This window comes from Pedobacter jaeyakensis, assembly GCF_054461315.1.
The window spans coordinates 709,590-726,487 of record NZ_CM136921.1 but is presented as its reverse complement, the minus strand read 5'-3'; the positions used below and the strand labels follow the sequence as shown (position 1 = coordinate 726,487).

Here is a 16,898-nt window from a genome sequence, read left to right as displayed (position 1 = left end):
TTTTTTAACAAAACATCGGTTAATCTCATGTCATGTGGAGCTGGCTTTTCCTAGCCGCCAAGAAATAATCTTCTCAAATTAGGTAGGAGTTCATGCAGCTTTAACAGTAAGTCGGTTTCCTTTGAATTGCAAACCATCCACTAATTCAATGGCTTTATCTGCTTCTGATTTGCTTTCCATTTCTAAGAAAGCGTAGCCTTTGCATTTTTTGGTGATTCTGTCACGTACTACTTTTATGGTGCTTACAGAAGCGTAGGCACTTACAAAGCCAACTAGCTCTATTTCGGATATTTCGGAGCTTAAGCCTCCGACAAAAATTTTAGTCATTTGGTGGTGGGGAGATATTAACCTGTCTTGATAACGGGGGATTTATAAATATATTGTGATTGGTGTAATAATTATCTTAATGGTTTTAAAAGGTATTCTAGTCCGTTCAATTTGATCTCATAAAGTGTGGCAATCATTTCGCCCAACTTGCCCGGGGGAAGCCTTCCTGATGGAACCAAACCAAATAAGTCTCCGGAAGATCGCACATGACCCGGCCCTTGTATTTGCCAAACGGCATTTTCATGGTAACCAGATCTTTCAGTATTTGTGGGTTCATGTTTTCTATTTTATGACTAACTGTAACATCTCTACCGCTTCATCTACCGAGTTCAGGTTGTCAAACGCAATCCTCAAGCTGTCTTTCACCTCTTTCAGATTACATAGGCGCGGATGTATTTGTGCAAAAAGCAAAATCTTATTGAACATGTTCGAATCAAAGAACTGGGATTGCTTGTCGGTAATAAAATACCCCCTGAGCACACCTTTCTTAAAGCTGATTTTTTCAAAAGCCAGTTGCTTGGCTACCCATTGTAATCGCAATACGTTAAGCATGGTTTTAACAGGCGCAGGAACCGGCCCGAATCGATCTTTAAGGCTCAGTTCAAATGCTTTTAGCTGTGTTTCGTTCTCTATTTTTGAAACTTCTGTGTATAGGTTATAGCGCTCGGTGATGTTGGTCACATAATCATCCGGGATGTACAATTCCAAATCGGTATCTACTTGTGTGAATGCCACAAATGGCCGCTCTTTCTCATCTTTAAAGAGGTCCTTAAATTCGTCTGATTTTAGTTCTTGTATGGCCTCGTCCAAAATCTTGTGGTACATTTCAAAACCAATTTCTGCAATAAAGCCACTTTGCTCGGCGCCCAGCAAGTTACCACTGCCCCGGATGTCCAAATCTCTCATGGCAATGTTAAAGCCACTGCCCAGGTCTGAAAACTCTTCTATCGCACTTAAGCGCTTCCTGGCCTCTGAGGTGAGTGTGGATAGTGGCGGACTCAACAAGTAACAGAACGCTTTTTTATTGGATCGGCCTACCCTGCCCCGCATTTGGTGCAAATCGCTCAGCCCAAACATGTGTGCATGGTTGATGATGATGGTGTTGGCGTTCGGAATGTCCAGCCCCGCCTCAATAATGGTAGTGGCCACCAATACATCTTTCTCGCCGTTTATGAAATCTAACATCACATCTTCCAGCTGATCGCCATCCAGTTGTCCGTGCGCGATACCGATCCTCGCCCTTGGTACCAATGTTTGGATCAATCCTCCCAATTGCGGAAGGTCGTTTACACGGTTGTGGATGAAAAATACCTGCCCCCCTCTGTCCAGTTCAAATTGCACCGCCTCCTGGATCAATTTATCGTTGAAGACATGCAACTCTGTATTTACCGCCTGCCTGTTTGGCGGTGGGGTGCTCATGATGGACAAATCTCTTGCGCCCATCAAAGAAAAATGAAGGGTACGTGGAATTGGGGTAGCCGTTAAGGTAAGCGTATCTACATTTACCCGCAATGCCCGCAGCTTTTCTTTTGACGTAACGCCAAACTTTTGTTCCTCATCAATGATCATGATACCCAGGTCTTTGAACTTCACATCTTTACTGAGCAATCGGTGAGTTCCAATCACGATGTCTACTTTGCCTTCTGCTACTTTAGACAAAGTTTCTTTGATCTGCTTTGCAGTTTTAAACCTATTGATGTAGTCTACTGTACAGGGGAAATCTTTTAGCCTTCCGGTAAAAGTTTTGAAATGCTGTAGCGCAAGAATGGTTGTAGGTACCAGCACCGCGGCCTGTTTGCCATTTGCCACGGCTTTAAACGCGGCACGGATAGCAATCTCTGTTTTGCCGAAACCTACGTCGCCACACACCAACCTGTCCATAGGATGCGGGGCCTCCATGTCCCTTTTTACGTCGCTGGTTGCTTTTACCTGGTCGGGCGTGTCTTCGTAAATGAAAGACGCTTCCAATTCTGTTTCCAGATAGCCATCTGGGTCAAAGGCTGTCCCCACCTGTGCCTTACGCAATGCATAAAGTTTGATCAGGTCCCTGGCGATGTCTTTAACTTTTTTTTTTGTTGTTTTCTTGAGTTTATCCCAGGCCTCAGTACCCAACTTATTCATTTTTGGCGGAGTGCCGTCCTTACCGCTGTACTTGGCAATTCTGTTTAAGGAATTGATATTCACATACAGCAAATCGTTATCTGCGTAAACAAGGCGGATCATTTCCTGGGTTTTGCCATTTACTTCCACCTTTTCCAGTCCGGCATATTTGCCGATACCGTGGTCAATATGGGTGACAAAATCGCCTGGCTTTAAATCGCGAAGTTCTTTTAGGGTTATGGCTTGACTGCGCTGATAGCCTCTTTTAAGCTTGTATTTATAGAAACGGTCAAATATCTGATGGTCGGTATAAAATGCAACATGCTGCTGACGATCGATATAACCTTCTCTTAAAGGAATATTGATGGGCGTAAATTTTGCAGTCTTGTCTATATCATCCAGGATGGCATACAGACGCTCAGTTTGCTTTGGCGAAGCGCTAAAGATGAAATTGTGTGTTCCCTCTTTTTCATTCTCTTTCAGGTTATGGATGAGCAGGCTAAAGTCTTTGTTAAAGGAAGGCTGCGGTTTAGTATCGAACTGAAAAACATGATCGGTTTTGTAAAAAAACTGCTTGCCGAATTCTGTGACCACAAAGCTCTGGAAGATATCTGCCATCATCTTTTCGTCTGTAAAGGCAAATTTGGGATCTATCCAGTCTTGATTCTCCTGTTTTTCTTTTGCCGGAAGGGCTTTCCACAGCTCGACAGCTTTTTTATACCCTGATTTAACAATGTCTAAAGTAAACTCGACGTCTTTAAACCAGAGTTGGGTGTCGTTATCGATATAATCTAGAATGCTGATATTGTTTTCCGTCAGGTATTTGGATTGCACATTCGGGATCACCACAAGTGTTTTCACATCTTCCACAGAAAGCTGGCTTTCAATTTCGAAAGTCCGGATGCTCTCTACCAGGTCTCCAAAAAACTCTACCCGGTAAGGGAGGTCATGCGAAAAGGAGAAAATGTCAACGATTCCGCCACGGATTGAAAATTGACCAGGCTCGTACACAAAATCTGTACGGTTAAAATCATAATCTATCAGGAACTCGTTGATGAAGTCAATACTTAACTTAGTGTTGAGGTGAATTTCGAGGGTGTTCTTTTCCAGGACTGTGCGGTCGATCACCTTTTCGGCAATCGCTTCGGGGTATGAAACCACTATTTTACCAAACTCAGAATGGTGGTTGAGCTCATTGAGCACTTCGGCCCTTGCCAAAACATTTGCCGTGTCTACCTGCGTAAAATCAAATGCCTTACGGAATGAAGAGGGAAATAATAAAACTTCCTTATCTATAATTCCTTCCAAATCAGAAAGAAAGTAGGAAGCTTCCTCGCGGTCTGGCAGGATAAACAGCATGGGTTTATGCAGGAGAAAATAGGAGGCTACTGAAATGACAGCATCGGCAGAACCCACCAAGCCCTTTAACTGGATCTTGGTTCCTTTACCCAGGTTGAGCGATTTTGCAAGGTTGACGACACGCTCATCTTCCTTATATCTGTTTATCAGGTCGCGGATATTCACACCACAAATGTAATATTTATGATTAGCTTTAGCTGTAACAAAATAGGCTTTAATCTATCTAAAAATAAAGGGATAAAATGAAAATGCTCAGCTACATACCATTAGAACTGTTGTTTTGGGTTGTAGCACTCACCTTACTTGCCCTGGCGCAGCCAGTGCCAGCAGGACAGGAGGATCATTTTACACTATGCCCCTTAGCGGCGATGGGTTTTGATTGGTGCCCTGGTTGCGGAATTGGGCGATCTATTACCCAACTGCTGCATGGTAACCTGAGCGATAGCCTAAAGCTGCACTGGTTTGGAATACCAGCATTGCTGATCCTTTTATACAGGATTATGGTGCTGACGAAAATTGAGTTGAAGCGTTTTAGAAGATTTAAATTAATATAGGAGAAAAGGATATGTTTGATTCACCATTTATGTCGCTACCGGGCATTACGCCCCAAGAGTACTCGTACTTACAAACTGCAACTACAGGCTTTAGTGAACAGCAATTGAGAGGGTTTTTAATGATCTACAGCAGCAAGCGGAGAAATCCTGACGACATGGTGCTGTACTGTATACTGGGATTTTTTATTCCGGGATTGCCAAGGTTCCTGGTTAACCAGATCGGTATGGGAATCTTATATTTTTTTACAGTGGGACTTTGTTTTATAGGTACAATTATTGATTTGATTAACCATAAAAACCTGGCTTTTGAATACAACCAGCGTATGGTTTTCGAGAGCTTGCAAATGGTTAAAATGACAAACTTGCAATAGTAAATGAGGTTATCTGTTTTAATTAAGCACCTTGAAGATTTTGCGCCCTTACAATATCAGGAAGATTATGACAACTCCGGTTTATTGGTGGGCAATCCGGATCAGGAGGTTCATTCTGCCCTGGTAGCCCTGGACTGTATTGAAGCGGTAGTTGACGAAGCTATACTGCTGAGGTGCGATTTGATCATCACCCATCACCCCATCGTTTTTAAAGGACTAAAAAAGTTTAACGGCAAAAACTATGTGGAGCGCGTGGTAATGAAAGCAATAAAGAATAATATTGCTTTATACGCCATCCATACCAATTTGGATCATGTGAGTAACGGTGTGAACCGTGTGATATGCGACCGGCTTGGGTTAACGAATGCCAAGATCTTAAGCCCCAAAAAGAACCTGTTGAAAAAGCTGGTGACGTTTGTGCCCAACGAACACGCAGATGAAGTGAGAACCGCACTTTTTGCTGCGGGGGCGGGAAATATTGGAAAATACTCGGACTGTAGTTTTAATGCTGATGGCACAGGGACTTTTACTGCAGGAGAAGGGACTGAACCCTATGTTGGCACGCAGGGTGTGCTGCACCAGGAGCAGGAAACCCGTATTGAGACCATATTTCTAGCCGAAAAGCAAAGGAAAGTTGTTTTGGCGCTACTGGAAAACCATCCTTATGAAGAGGTGGCGTACGATATCTATTCGCTAGACAATAAGACAGACCACATAGGCGCGGGAATGATTGGCTGGCTGGAGCAAGATATGGCCGGCTCAGATTTTTTAAGGCATGTGAAAGAGAGTATGGACGCATCTGTTGTACGCCATACGTCCATACTTCCAAAAAGGATCAAAAAAGTGGCAGTATGCGGGGGAGCGGGAAGCTTCTTATTGCAGGAAGCGATAGCTGCCGGCGCAGATGCTTTTGTTACCGCAGATTTCAAGTATCACGAGTTTTTTGATGCGGATGGTAAATTGGTAATTGCAGATATCGGACACTTTGAAACAGAACAATTTACATCTCATTTGTTGATAGATATTATTCAAGAAAAATTTCCTAACTTTGCAATCCGTTTAACGGAGCATAATACAAACCCCGTAAATTATTTGATTTAATGGAACAAACTGTAGAGCAAAAGCTAAAGGCTTTGTACGAATTACAAAACTTGCATACTAAGATTGATAAGATCCGCCAGATTCGTGGCGAGCTTCCAATGGAGGTTGCAGACCTTGAAGATGAGGTTGCCGGCTTGGAAACACGTATACAAAAATTTAAAGCTGAATTGGATGATTCTGAGGATGCCATCGTAACCCGTAAGAATATGATCAAGGAAGCACAGAACCTGATCAAGAAATACGAAACACAATTAAAAGAAGTTAAGAATAACCGTGAATATGACGCTTTAACTAAGGAAGTTGAAATCCAAACTTTGGATATTCAGGTTTCTGAGAAAAAGATCAGAGAGTTTGGTTTCGACATTGCAGCGAAAACTGAAGTCTATGAAAAAGCAGTTGTTGATATGGAAGCCAGAAAAAAAGACCTTGATGTAAAGAAGGGTGAACTGGAAACAATTACTTCAGAAACAGAAAAAGAAGAACAGTCCTTGTCTAAAAAAGCAGAAAAAGCAGAGACTCAAATTGAGGAACGCTTATTAACTGCTTATAGCAAACTAAGACGTAATGCGAACAATGGTTTAGCGGTGGTAACAATCGACCGTGACTCATGCTCTGGTTGTTTCAATCAAATCCCTCCTCAACGCCAATTGGATATCCGTCAGCGTAAAAAGATTATCGTTTGCGAGCACTGTGGAAGAATCCTTGTAGATGAGGCCTTGACGTTAGAAGTTGTGCCAGCTTAAAAATATTATTTCCGATAAAGAGGGGGCGGTTATCTTACCGGCCCCTTTTTTTTGGCATGTTTTGTGATCTTTTCGGCTCCTGATATATGGGAAAAAATATACGCCCAGGTTTAATCCTGTTCCTCTTCGCTTTCTTTTTGCCGCTTTGCAGCGCTGCTAAGTTTGACTTCAATGCGAATTGCCTTAATGCTTATGAGAACATATTCGCGCTTAAATTGAACAGCGCAAGACAACTCATTGCTATGGAGAAGAAGACCAATCCTAACAATGGTATAACCCTTTTGCTTGAAAACTATGTGGACTATTTTTATCTGCTGACCAACGACAGCAAACAGGAGTTTGACAGGCTGGAAGAAAATAAATCAACAAGATTGGACGCGCTTGAAGATGAAGATAAAAACTCTCCTTATTATTTATATGCCCAGGCGGAGATCAACCTGCAATGGGCACTTATAAGGGGTCGTTACGGAGAATATTTTACCGCTGCCCGGGAAATAAAGAAGGCGAATGGGCAGCTTCAGGAAAACAGCAAAAAATTCCCGGGCTTTCATTTGAACAGTAAAGGATTGGGCTTGATCAATGCTTTTCTGGGCAATCTTCCTGATGGTGTGTTGAAAAGCACCTTGTCGACTTTCGGGATAAAAGGAAACGTACAACAAGGAATAGCCATGCTGGAGAAGCTGGTTGATAATTTACCGCAGTCTAAATATGAGCCTTTTTATGAAGAGGTGGTTTTCTATTATGCTTTCGTGTTGAATGATATTGCACACAGCCCCTCCGCCTATGCGAAAACGATGAAATACAGTGCCAGGATTAGCAATAGCAGTCTGCTGAAAAGCTATCTCCAGGCCTTGGTTTGCAGTAAGAGCGGTCATAATGACGAGGCAATTGCTATTCTTGCGGCGAGACCAACAGGAGGGGCTTATCAGGCATTTCCTTACCTGGATTACTTATCAGCTTCGGCAAAATTAAACAAGCTTGATTACTCAGCTGCCATGCAGGATTTTAATAAATTTTTACAGCAAAATAAAGGGGTAAATTATATTAAGGACGCAAACCTTCGTCTTGGTTGGATTGAATTGCTTACGGGGGATAATAAAGGGTATAATGGATATGTAAGCAATGTTAAATCTGCGGGCTATAATTACCAGGAAAAGGACAAACAGGCCCTAAATGAAGCCAACGATATACCTCCAAATAAGGCGCTCCTCAAAGCGCGGTTACTGTTTGATGGTGGATACTTCAGTAAGGCTGCTGAATTAATTTCTGGGAGTACTGCGAAGGATTTTGCTGCGGGAAGGGACATTACAGAATATTACTATCGACTAGGGCGTATTCTTGATGAAACTGGCAAGGATGAAGACGCTTTGCTGAAGTTTCAGAATGCAATTAACCAAGGTAAAGGTTTAAGATATTATTATGCCGCAAATTCTGCTTTACAAGCAGGAAAGATTTTTGAAAGGCAAAAGAATGTATCCAAGGCACGTGCTTTCTACAATATCGCAATTCAAATGAAGAACCATGATTATGAAAGCAGTATAGAAACGCAAGCCAAAGCGGGACTTTCGAGGTTAGCTGCAAATTAGAACCTGTAGACTACAGCATTGATGTGCATGCCGGCTCCTACAGAGGCAAATACTGCATAGTCGCCTTCTTTCATTTGATAATCTGGCATTTTACCCTTCAGTACGAGGTCAAGTAGGGTAGGAATTGTTGCAACAGAGCTATTGCCCAACCAGGAAATAGTCATGGGAACCAGCTTTTCCGGAATCTCATCCAGGCCATAAAGCTTAAACACCCGCTTCATGATGGCATGATCCATTTTTCCGTTCGCCTGATGTATGAAAACAGTTTTGATGTCTTTAATGTCAACTCCAGCTTTATCGATGGCCTTTTTAACCACTTGTGGAACATTAATCACTGCAAATTCATACAGTTTTCGGCCATTCATTTTTAGGTATAGGTTTCCGTTATCTTCTGCGGGATTATTACTCTTACCCATCACCAATAGTGAGCCATAGGTGGCAGCAAAGGTTTGCGCTTTGTGCGCAATAATGCCAGTTGGTTCTTCAGATTCTTTGGCTTCAAAGATCACGGCAGCGGCACCGTCAGAAAAGATCATCGTATCACGATCATGCGGATCGGTTATTCTGGAAAGTGTCTCTGATCCGATGACCATTACCCTTTTCGCATCGCCACTCTGGATTAAGTAATTCGCCTGGATAACGCCTTGCACCCAACCCGGACAGCCGAAAATGATATCGTATGCTAAGCAATCGGGATTTTGGATGTTTAGGATTTGTTTAACTTTTGCAGCAAGCGCAGGAATCATATTGGTTCGATTGCTGCCCGAAGCAATGTCTCCGAAATTATGACACAAGATGATTTGATCAAGGGATTCTTTGTCGACCCCAGAACTTTCTAATGCATTCTCCGCAGCTATTGCAGCAATATCACTGTTCACTAAATTGTCGTCAATGTAACGGCGTTCATTAATCTCCGTGATCTCCGAAAATTTCTTGATGATCTCAGAAATATCTTTATCCAGAATTACGCCATTGTCGTAAAAAGTAGAATCCAAAAATGCATCCCCAGAAATCACTTTTTCAGGAATATAACTCCCTGTTCCTCTAATAACAGCGTATAATTTTGATGTATTGCTCATTTTGAACCGCAGACCCTTTTGGTATATGGTATAAAATTAAGATAATAAAATTAGATATGGAAATTTATGAGAAATCTTCAACCAAGAAAACGAACAACTCCTTTGGACCGTGAGCACCGAGGACCAGTGTTTTTTCGATGTCGGCAGTCCGGCTTGGGCCAGTAATTGTGCTGATCATTGATGGGATTTGTGCTCCGTATTTATTTTTGATCAATGCAAATGCATCCTTTAAATCCATTACCAACTGACCAGTTCTGGCAATCACAATGTGATGATGTGGAAAAATGCTTAGCCGTCTACCTGCCGCATTTTGATTGGAAACCATTACAGAACCATTTCTTGCAATTAATGCTTCGCACATGGTGATGCCTACCTCTGCCAGATGAAAGTCTTTATCTGTTTTATAAAATGGGAATTCGTAGGTTGACAGGAGTTCCTGTAGTTCAGGCTCCCAGCAATAAATCTTCCTCCAGTTGAATTTATCGGCCAGCTGCAGGATGTTTTCTATAAATTCAATGCCATTTTCGCAGTATATGAAATTGCCGGATACTGCTGTGAGTTGTTCTGCGAAGAGGATCTCCGGATACTCCGTGTTTTCAGTGTAAAGCGGGGTATCTTCCAAATTAGGATAAGGGCTGTCTCTTTTTTCAAGGAGTGCCTTTCTTATCTTTTTTAGCATTTGCTCTTTAGGGGAGATGTTTTCTTGCATGGTCAATAATTCTGCCGCCAATTGTCGTTTACTGGCGGCAGAAATAAATGTTTATGTTATGCTTCTACAGGGGTGATTTGTCCTGTACTTGCTCCCGGAAGCTCGGTTCCGGATATAGGAGTTTCAAATAATCGCTTGCCAAAAATCTCTTCCAGATCATCTTTAAACAAGACCTCTTTCTCTATCAGGATGTCCGCAAGCTTGATTAGCTTGTCTTTATTCTCGCTTAACAAGTTAATAGCCCTCTGGTACTGACTCTCAATTAAGTTGGATATTTCCTTATCGATCGTGATTGCAGTATCCTCAGAATAAGGTTTCGAGAAATTGTATTCTGCCTGACCGGAAGAATCATAATAAGTAACGTTACCCAGCTTCTCGTTCAATCCGTAGATGGTTACCATGGCACGCGCTTGTTTGGTCACCTTTTCCAAATCACTTAATGCACCAGTAGAGATCATATCGAACATGACCTTTTCTGCAGCCCTTCCACCCATTGTGGCACACATTTCATCCAGCATTTGATGTGGGCGAACAATTAGTCGCTCCTCTGGCAGATACCATGCGGCACCCAGGCTTTGCCCCCTTGGTACGATGGTTACTTTAATCAGGGGAGCAGCGTGCTCCAATAGCCAGCTCACTGTAGCGTGACCCGCTTCGTGAACGGCGATTGCACGTTTTTCTTTAGGAGTTACAATTTTATTTTTCTTTTCCATACCGCCAACAATTCTGTCTACGGCATCTAAAAAGTCTTGCTTATCAACGGCTGGTTTATTTTTTCTGGCAGCAATCAGGGCTGCTTCATTACAAACATTGGCGATATCTGCACCCGAAAATCCAGGTGTTTGTTTTGCCAAGAATTCTGTGTCCAGGTTACCATCCTTTTTAAGTGGCTTGATGTGCACTTCAAAAATTTGCTTACGCTCAATAACATCCGGTAGGTCCACATAAATCTGTCTGTCAAAGCGTCCTGCTCTGAGTAAAGCTTTATCCAAAACATCAGCTCGGTTAGTTGCAGCCAGGATGATAACGTGGGTATTGGTTCCAAATCCATCCATTTCAACCAAAAGCTGGTTAAGGGTGTTCTCCCGCTCATCGTTTCCTCCCATCATGCTATTTTTTCCCCTGGCGCGACCGATTGCATCAATCTCGTCAATGAAAATGATACATGGCGATTTATCTTTAGCTTGCTTAAACAGGTCGCGGACACGCGAAGCTCCAACGCCTACAAACATTTCTACAAAATCAGATCCTGATAAAGAAAAGAAAGGAACTTGTGCTTCTCCGGCAACGGCTTTAGCCAATAAGGTTTTACCAGTACCAGGTGAACCCACTAATAGCGCGCCTTTGGGAATTTTACCGCCCAGGTCTGTATATTTTTTAGGATTCTTTAGGAAGTCGACAATTTCCATTACTTCTTGTTTTGCCTCTTCTAATCCTGCAACATCATTAAAGGTAACGCTAACCTGACTTTCTTTATCAAACAACGTAGCCTTCGACTTTCCAATGTTAAAAATTTGTCCGCCGCCTCCGCCAGCGCCACCACCCATGCGGCGCATGATGAAAATCCAGAAACCGATGAACAGTAACAATGGTATGATCACTGTAAAGAACCAGGAGTTGAATGAGCTCTGTCTGGTGTCTTTTTCTGCCAAAATCTGCTGATTAGGAGGAATGTTTTTCTGTGACTCTCTTAATTGTGCGTCCAGCGCATCCATGGATCCGGCTGTAAAAAACACAGTAGGCCCGGCGTTGGTGCCGAAATTACTTTTTGTTTCGTACTGTTTGTATTTGGGATTGCTTAAGCGGTCTTTTTTTATGTAAACCTCAACCTTGACTAAATCCTCATGCTTATAGGCAACCAGTTTTTCTACATCGCCCGGAGCAAGCATCTGTGTTTCAAATGTTCGGTAGGGAATAGATTTGCTGTTATCTGTTGTGAACAAGAATTGCAAAAGGATTATGCCGACAATAATTGCAGCATAAACCCAAAAGATATTGAATTTTGGGCCTTTTTGGGGTTTCTTAGGTATGTTGGGTAATTTCTTTATTAGCTTGGGCTTTGTATTTTGATTCTCTTCCATTATTAATTAAAAAATGTGAACGATTAAGCGCTTTTGTAAGAAGTGGTCTGGGCATCGCCCCATAGATCTTCAATTCCGTAAAACTCGCGTTTTTCAGTCTTAAATATATGCACAACAATGTCAAAATAATCGAGGATGATCCACTCTCCGGATTCCTGTCCTTCTTTGCGCCAAGGGTCTGTTTGAGTATTCTTATAAATTTCTTCTTCAACACTATCGGCTATTGCTTTAACCTGGGTAGAAGAATTTGCACTGCAGATGATGAAATAATCAGAAACGGAACTGTTCAGTTCCCTGAGATCCAGGCGAACAATATCGTTGCCTTTTTTTTCTTGTATGCCTAGAACGGCTATTTCTGAGAGGTATGTAGAAAGGTTTCCTATTTTCTTTTTTACCATTAAAATGTTTTAATTTTGATAAACAAATATACAATCAACACTTGCAAAATACCACTTTTTCCACATTATTTATCGGCCAAAGTTTCATATACCTGCAAGCAGTAGATTCAACGAATAACTACTTAAAAGTATTGTTGTCAAAATCCGAGCCATTAGCCGAAGGGACTGTTATTATGGCAGATGATCAGTTTGCAGGGAGAGGGCAGCAAGGAAATACCTGGCTTTCCGAACCCGGAAAAAACCTGACCTTTAGCATTTACCTTAAGCCTGCTTCTTTAAATGCAAACGACCAATTTCTGCTCAATAAAGCGGTTAGCATAGGCATATGGAATGCGCTACAGCAGTTTGTGGATCAGGGTTTAAGTATCAAGTGGCCTAATGACATTTATGTATTTGATCAAAAAATTGGAGGGGTGCTGATCGAAAATACACTCATCGGCAATGCCATAAAATCAAGCATTATTGGCATTGGAATAAATGTAAACCAGCAGAACTTCAGTAACAATGGCTTAGTACGGGCGTCATCCCTAAGCGAAATTTTACAACAGGATGTTGATCGGATCACTTTGCTTCAAAGAATCTGCCATGCTATTGAAGTTCAATATTTGCGGCTGCGGTCTGGCGGGATTGCTGAACAGCATAAAGAATACTTAAGAAAATTATATCGGTTCGCTCAACCTTCTCTATATAAACACAATGAGCAATTGTTCGAAGGCATGATCACCAATGTAACTAATGGAGGACAATTGGTATTGATCTCCGAGGATGGCGAGTTGAGGTTTAGCTTCAAAGAGATAGAATTTTTCAATAACAATTGAAAATTATCAGTAATTTCACCCCCGCATCTTAAGTCGGGTTATTAATGACGATCAAAAGAAGGCAGAGCAGAAAAAATAATGAGCAAATTAAAACATATAGCAGTATTAACGTCAGGAGGTGATGCTCCGGGAATGAATGCTGCAATAAGGGCTGTTGTAAGGGCAGCGATTTATTACGATTTACAAGTTACCGGAGTTTTACGTGGTTACGAAGGCCTGATTAACGGTGATTTTATTGAAATGGAGCGAAAATCCGTTGCGAATATCATCCAGAGAGGCGGAACGATTCTGAAAACCGCAAGAAGTGATGCATTCAGGACAAAAGAAGGTCGCGTTCAGGCACACGAGCAATTGAAATCAAAAGGTATTGATGCTCTTGTGGTGATTGGTGGCGATGGGACATTTACAGGTGCCAATCTGTTTTCCGAAGAATTCGGTTTTCCTGTAGTTGGCTTGCCGGGAACCATTGACAATGATCTAGAAGGAACCGATTTCACCATCGGTTATGATACGGCAATCAACACCGTAATTAACGCTGTTGATAAAATTAGGGATACCGCGGAATCACATGACAGACTTTTCATAGTGGAAGTAATGGGCCGTGATTCTGGACTTATCGCTTTAAGAAGTGGAATAGGAGTAGGGGCAGAGGCGATCATGATTCCTGAGGCAAATATGGGTGTTGAAGGATTGGTTACCCGGTTGGAGAATGGACGTAAAGATAAAGCCTCTAAAATTATCATTGTTGCTGAAGGAGATGACATCGGTGGTGCGTTTAATGTTGGTGAGGTACTAAAAAAGAGATTTCCTGCGTATGACATTAGGGTTTCCGTTCTTGGCCATATTCAGCGGGGTGGCAAGCCAAGTTGTATGGATAGGGTATTGGCTAGTCGTTTAGGCGTTGCAGCAGTTGAAGGATTGCTTAACGGCCAGTCCGGAGAAATGGTCGGACTTAAAAATAGGGAGATCATCTTCACGCCTTTCGATCATGCGATCAAGCACATCGACGCAAAAGAGATTAGCCCGGCCTGGTTAAAACTGGTAGAAATACTTTCTTTATAATAGTTTTTCCAAGACCTCACTCCAAGTATTTACCCTTTCATAATCTGTTAGGAGTAAGTTATGGGGTGAGGTAAATAGAAGTTTGCGGCCGTTAAAACCAACAAAGTTTTTGGCCCTGTCGTCAATAATCACATCAACATTTACGATCTTATCGCCGCAGAACATGATGTTTCTCCAGCTGATGAACGGGAAATGTTCTCCGAGCCAATCTAGCTTATCTTCCAATGAGTTTCTAAATTCCATGGCTGCAGATACGATGTACACTTCATGTTTTTCCTGAAGCTTTTTAACGGCCTCGATACTTCCGTCTATCACCGGGAGATCTCTAAAAAAACCTTTTTCATTGATGTACTCAAACCACTTGTTGTTGATGTTTTCAGGCACATGGTGGTAGAATTCCTTTCCAGGCTCCATTGTCAGGTTTAAGGGGATTCCGTAGTCGCGGTTATACAGTTGAATAAACTTATGTATCGGATCGGCCAGTACCTCATCCATGTCGATTGCAATTCTCATCTAAAAATAATTGTGGCAAACACATTTGTTTTTGCCGGGTTTACTGTGGCCAAATATCTTGTTTTAAGATACGAGTTGTGTTAATTGAATTTAAAATTATTGCATCTTGCTAATCATTAGGAATTTACTTACTTTTGCATCCCCGCAAGCACGAAGCTCCGGGAACTATGTTGAATACATAAATAAAAAAACAATGGCAACTAAAATCAGATTGCAAAGATTCGGTAAAAAGGGAAAACCTTTTTTCCACGTGGTGGTAGCGGATTCCCGTTCACCAAGAGATGGTAAATTTATTGAGCGTTTAGGTTCTTATAACCCAAATACCAATCCAGCTACTATCGAGCTTAACTTTGATAAAACTTTAGACTGGGTAAACAAAGGTGCTGAGCCTACGGATACTTGTCGCGCTATTCTTTCTTACAAAGGTATCTTGTACAAGAAACACTTAGAAGGTGGTGTTAAAAAAGGAGCATTAACAGCTGAGCAGGCAGACGCCAAGTTTGCAGAGTGGTTAGGTGCTAAAGACAACAAAATTGAAGGCAAAAAAGACAATTTAACTAAATCTAAAGAGGAAGTTAAGAAAGCTGCATTAGCTGCTGAAGCTAAGAAAAATGCCGACCGTGCTGCTGCTCTAGCAATCAAAAATGCACCAGTTGAAGAAGTTGTAGAGGAAACTCCTGAAGTTGAAGAAGCTCCTGTAGCTGAAGAAACAGTAGAAGAAACTCCTGCAGCAGAAGCTTCAGAAGAAGAAAAAGCATAGTATTTTTATTATTCTTAATTATAGCGAAGGTTTTTTCATCAGAACAAATCTTCGCTATTTTTTTTAAGGCCGTTTAATCAAATCAACTTTGACACAGGAAGAAGCATTTTACATCGGTTACGTTACCAAAACTAAGGGCTTAAAGGGAGAGCTGCAGTTGTACTTTGAGTACGACGAGCCAGAATTACTGGATCTTGACGTGGTTTTTGCAGAAATTAGCGGTAAGATGGTACCATTCTTTATTTCTTCCTACAAGCTACACAGTAACAATACGGGGAATTTTTACTTTGATGATATCGATCATATCGACAAAGCCCAGGTGCTCGTTAAAAAGAAAATTTATTTACCAGCTGATAAAATGCCCGACAGGTCTGAGGATGATTTTCATTACAACGACCTGAAGGGATTCATCGTTTCAGATGAGACACATGGCGAACTTGGAGAGGTGATTGAGATCAATGAATACCCGCAGCAGTTTGTAGCAACCGTGCTTTACAAAAATAAAGAGATCATGTTTCCGCTAAATGAGGATATGATTATAGATATCGATGAAGATGAGGAAACCATGCTGGTTGATCTTCCGGACGGTCTGCTGGATATTTATCTAAATCCTTAATATCTTTATTTATGCGTTTTGATATCATCACCGTTTTGCCTGCGCTTCTTGAAAGCCCTTTTGCACATTCTATTCTACAGCGCGCGCAAAAAAAGGGGATTGCAGAGATTGTTGTGCATAACCTTAGAGATTATGCCAGTAATAAACAGAAGAGCGTGGACGACTATCCCTATGGCGGTGGTAGTGGAATGGTGATGTCTATCGAGCCATTTGCCAAATGCATCGAATTGTTGAAATCGCAGCGCGAATACGATGAGGTTATTTTTATGAGCCCTGATGGTGTTACTTTCAATCAGACCATAGCAAATGAGTTGTCTGGATTTAAAAACGTTATGGTGCTTTGCGGACATTACAAGGGAATAGACCAGCGCATCAGGGATTTATTTGTAACCAGGGAAATTTCTATAGGCGATTATGTCTTGTCGGGCGGGGAACTACCTGCTGCTGTAATGGTAGACGCGATCATAAGGCTCATACCAGGAGTTTTAAACGACGAGACGTCAGCGCTGTCAGATAGCTTCCAGGGAGAGCTGCTGGACGCGCCGGTTTACACGAGGCCGGCGGACTGGAATGGCAGTAAAGTACCAGAAGTGTTACTTAGCGGTCATGAGGCGAAAATAAACGAGTGGAGGCACGAGCAGGCATTGTTACGTACACAGATCCGTAGACCAGATTTGCTGGAGGATTAAATACTTGCCAATAAATCAGCAGTTTCGCTTGT

General features: G+C 41.9%; 17 protein-coding genes and 1 pseudogene. 10 read left to right on the top strand and 8 right to left on the bottom strand.

Annotation, left to right across the window (positions count from 1 at the left end):
* Positions 1–90: 90 nt before the first annotated feature.
* The 3 genes and pseudogenes from ACXZ1K_RS03335 to mfd form a co-directional block, all read right to left on the bottom strand.
* Positions 91–327, bottom strand: a complete 237-nt coding sequence (locus tag ACXZ1K_RS03335; RefSeq protein WP_458971964.1) for an RNA recognition motif domain-containing protein — start codon at positions 325–327, stop codon at positions 91–93.
* Positions 328–398: 71 nt separating this feature from the next.
* Positions 399–565 (bottom strand): annotated as a pseudogene (locus ACXZ1K_RS03330) (DUF3820 family protein).
* Positions 566–609: 44 nt separating this feature from the next.
* The gene (mfd, locus tag ACXZ1K_RS03325) at positions 610–3,951 is read right to left on the bottom strand and encodes a transcription-repair coupling factor (protein ID WP_458971963.1); all 3,342 of its coding nucleotides are present in this window, start codon (positions 3,949–3,951) and stop codon (positions 610–612) included.
* Positions 3,952–4,034: 83 nt separating this feature from the next.
* Here mfd and ACXZ1K_RS03320 point away from each other — a divergent pair, with 83 nt between their 5' ends.
* From ACXZ1K_RS03320 to ACXZ1K_RS03300, 5 genes are all read left to right on the top strand, one after another.
* Positions 4,035–4,340 carry a DUF2752 domain-containing protein gene (locus ACXZ1K_RS03320; RefSeq protein WP_458971962.1) on the top strand — a complete coding sequence of 102 codons (306 nt, stop codon included), beginning with the start codon at positions 4,035–4,037 and terminating at the stop codon, positions 4,338–4,340.
* Positions 4,341–4,351: 11 nt separating this feature from the next.
* Positions 4,352–4,711 carry a TM2 domain-containing protein gene (locus tag ACXZ1K_RS03315; RefSeq protein ID WP_458971961.1) on the top strand — a complete coding sequence of 120 codons (360 nt, stop codon included), beginning with the start codon at positions 4,352–4,354 and terminating at the stop codon, positions 4,709–4,711.
* Positions 4,712–4,714: 3 nt separating this feature from the next.
* Positions 4,715–5,812, top strand: a complete 1,098-nt coding sequence (locus tag ACXZ1K_RS03310) for a Nif3-like dinuclear metal center hexameric protein (protein WP_458971960.1) — start codon at positions 4,715–4,717, stop codon at positions 5,810–5,812.
* On the top strand, positions 5,812–6,555 hold the full coding sequence (locus ACXZ1K_RS03305; protein ID WP_458971959.1) for a zinc ribbon domain-containing protein: 744 nt from the start codon (positions 5,812–5,814) through the stop codon (positions 6,553–6,555). The genes ACXZ1K_RS03310 and ACXZ1K_RS03305 overlap by 1 nt, the downstream gene beginning before the upstream one ends.
* An 86-nt stretch (positions 6,556–6,641) precedes the next feature.
* Positions 6,642–8,141: a tetratricopeptide repeat protein gene (locus ACXZ1K_RS03300; protein ID WP_458971958.1), complete on the top strand. Its 1,500-nt coding sequence runs from the start codon at positions 6,642–6,644 to the stop codon at positions 8,139–8,141.
* On the opposite strand, the gene ACXZ1K_RS03295 is transcribed toward ACXZ1K_RS03300, so the two are convergent.
* The 4 genes from ACXZ1K_RS03295 to rsfS form a co-directional block, all read right to left on the bottom strand.
* Positions 8,138–9,220 (bottom strand): 3-oxoacyl-ACP synthase III family protein, encoded by a 1,083-nt coding sequence (locus tag ACXZ1K_RS03295; RefSeq protein ID WP_458971957.1) that lies wholly within the window; start codon positions 9,218–9,220, stop codon positions 8,138–8,140. The genes ACXZ1K_RS03300 and ACXZ1K_RS03295 overlap by 4 nt on opposite strands.
* 64 nt (positions 9,221–9,284) lie before the next feature.
* Positions 9,285–9,929: a LutC/YkgG family protein gene (locus ACXZ1K_RS03290; protein WP_458971956.1), complete on the bottom strand. Its 645-nt coding sequence runs from the start codon at positions 9,927–9,929 to the stop codon at positions 9,285–9,287.
* Between the two features lie 56 nt (positions 9,930–9,985).
* Positions 9,986–12,010, bottom strand: a complete 2,025-nt coding sequence (gene ftsH / locus ACXZ1K_RS03285) for an ATP-dependent zinc metalloprotease FtsH (protein ID WP_458971955.1) — start codon at positions 12,008–12,010, stop codon at positions 9,986–9,988.
* A 23-nt stretch (positions 12,011–12,033) separates the two neighbouring features.
* Complete coding sequence (gene rsfS, locus ACXZ1K_RS03280) at positions 12,034–12,408, bottom strand: ribosome silencing factor (protein WP_458971954.1); 375 nt, start codon at positions 12,406–12,408, stop codon at positions 12,034–12,036.
* Positions 12,409–12,449: 41 nt separating this feature from the next.
* On the opposite strand from rsfS, the gene ACXZ1K_RS03275 reads away from it, so the two are divergent.
* Both ACXZ1K_RS03275 and pfkA read left to right on the top strand, forming a co-directional pair.
* Positions 12,450–13,226, top strand: a complete 777-nt coding sequence (locus ACXZ1K_RS03275; RefSeq protein ID WP_458971953.1) for a biotin--[acetyl-CoA-carboxylase] ligase — start codon at positions 12,450–12,452, stop codon at positions 13,224–13,226.
* A 78-nt stretch (positions 13,227–13,304) separates the two neighbouring features.
* Positions 13,305–14,288 carry a 6-phosphofructokinase gene (gene pfkA / locus ACXZ1K_RS03270; RefSeq protein ID WP_458971952.1) on the top strand — a complete coding sequence of 328 codons (984 nt, stop codon included), beginning with the start codon at positions 13,305–13,307 and terminating at the stop codon, positions 14,286–14,288.
* On the opposite strand, the gene ACXZ1K_RS03265 is transcribed toward pfkA, so the two are convergent.
* On the bottom strand, positions 14,283–14,801 hold the full coding sequence (locus tag ACXZ1K_RS03265; RefSeq protein ID WP_458971951.1) for a 5' nucleotidase, NT5C type: 519 nt from the start codon (positions 14,799–14,801) through the stop codon (positions 14,283–14,285). The two genes, pfkA and ACXZ1K_RS03265, sit on opposite strands and share 6 nt — an antisense overlap.
* Before the next feature lie 193 nt (positions 14,802–14,994).
* On the opposite strand from ACXZ1K_RS03265, the gene ACXZ1K_RS03260 reads away from it, so the two are divergent.
* The 3 genes from ACXZ1K_RS03260 to trmD all read left to right on the top strand — a co-directional run bounded on the left by ACXZ1K_RS03260 (position 14,995) and on the right by trmD (position 16,866).
* Positions 14,995–15,561 carry a 30S ribosomal protein S16 gene (locus tag ACXZ1K_RS03260; protein ID WP_458971950.1) on the top strand — a complete coding sequence of 189 codons (567 nt, stop codon included), beginning with the start codon at positions 14,995–14,997 and terminating at the stop codon, positions 15,559–15,561.
* 88 nt (positions 15,562–15,649) lie between these two features.
* Positions 15,650–16,177 carry a ribosome maturation factor RimM gene (rimM, locus tag ACXZ1K_RS03255; protein ID WP_458971949.1) on the top strand — a complete coding sequence of 176 codons (528 nt, stop codon included), beginning with the start codon at positions 15,650–15,652 and terminating at the stop codon, positions 16,175–16,177.
* 11 nt (positions 16,178–16,188) lie between these two features.
* The gene (gene trmD, locus ACXZ1K_RS03250) at positions 16,189–16,866 is read left to right on the top strand and encodes a tRNA (guanosine(37)-N1)-methyltransferase TrmD (RefSeq protein WP_458971948.1); all 678 of its coding nucleotides are present in this window, start codon (positions 16,189–16,191) and stop codon (positions 16,864–16,866) included.
* The last annotated feature ends 32 nt before the right edge of the window (positions 16,867–16,898 follow it).

Bases quoted from the DNA above. Each gene is read 5' to 3' on its own strand.
- ACXZ1K_RS03305 (WP_458971959.1), top strand. From the start codon at position 5,812: ATGGAACAAACTGTAGAGCAAAAGCTAAAGGCTTTGTACGAATTACAA.
- ACXZ1K_RS03300 (WP_458971958.1), top strand. From the start codon at position 6,642: ATGGGAAAAAATATACGCCCAGGTTTAATCCTGTTCCTCTTCGCTTTC.
- ACXZ1K_RS03335 (WP_458971964.1), bottom strand. From the start codon at position 327: ATGACTAAAATTTTTGTCGGAGGCTTAAGCTCCGAAATATCCGAAATA.
- ACXZ1K_RS03315 (WP_458971961.1), top strand. From the start codon at position 4,352: ATGTTTGATTCACCATTTATGTCGCTACCGGGCATTACGCCCCAAGAG.
- ACXZ1K_RS03295 (WP_458971957.1), bottom strand. From the start codon at position 9,220: ATGAGCAATACATCAAAATTATACGCTGTTATTAGAGGAACAGGGAGT.
- ACXZ1K_RS03265 (WP_458971951.1), bottom strand. From the start codon at position 14,801: ATGAGAATTGCAATCGACATGGATGAGGTACTGGCCGATCCGATACAT.
- ACXZ1K_RS03320 (WP_458971962.1), top strand. From the start codon at position 4,035: ATGCTCAGCTACATACCATTAGAACTGTTGTTTTGGGTTGTAGCACTC.
- ACXZ1K_RS03260 (WP_458971950.1), top strand. From the start codon at position 14,995: ATGGCAACTAAAATCAGATTGCAAAGATTCGGTAAAAAGGGAAAACCT.
- rsfS (WP_458971954.1), bottom strand. From the start codon at position 12,408: ATGGTAAAAAAGAAAATAGGAAACCTTTCTACATACCTCTCAGAAATA.
- ACXZ1K_RS03290 (WP_458971956.1), bottom strand. From the start codon at position 9,929: ATGCAAGAAAACATCTCCCCTAAAGAGCAAATGCTAAAAAAGATAAGA.
- ftsH (WP_458971955.1), bottom strand. From the start codon at position 12,010: ATGGAAGAGAATCAAAATACAAAGCCCAAGCTAATAAAGAAATTACCC.
- pfkA (WP_458971952.1), top strand. From the start codon at position 13,305: ATGAGCAAATTAAAACATATAGCAGTATTAACGTCAGGAGGTGATGCT.
- trmD (WP_458971948.1), top strand. From the start codon at position 16,189: ATGCGTTTTGATATCATCACCGTTTTGCCTGCGCTTCTTGAAAGCCCT.
- ACXZ1K_RS03310 (WP_458971960.1), top strand. From the start codon at position 4,715: ATGAGGTTATCTGTTTTAATTAAGCACCTTGAAGATTTTGCGCCCTTA.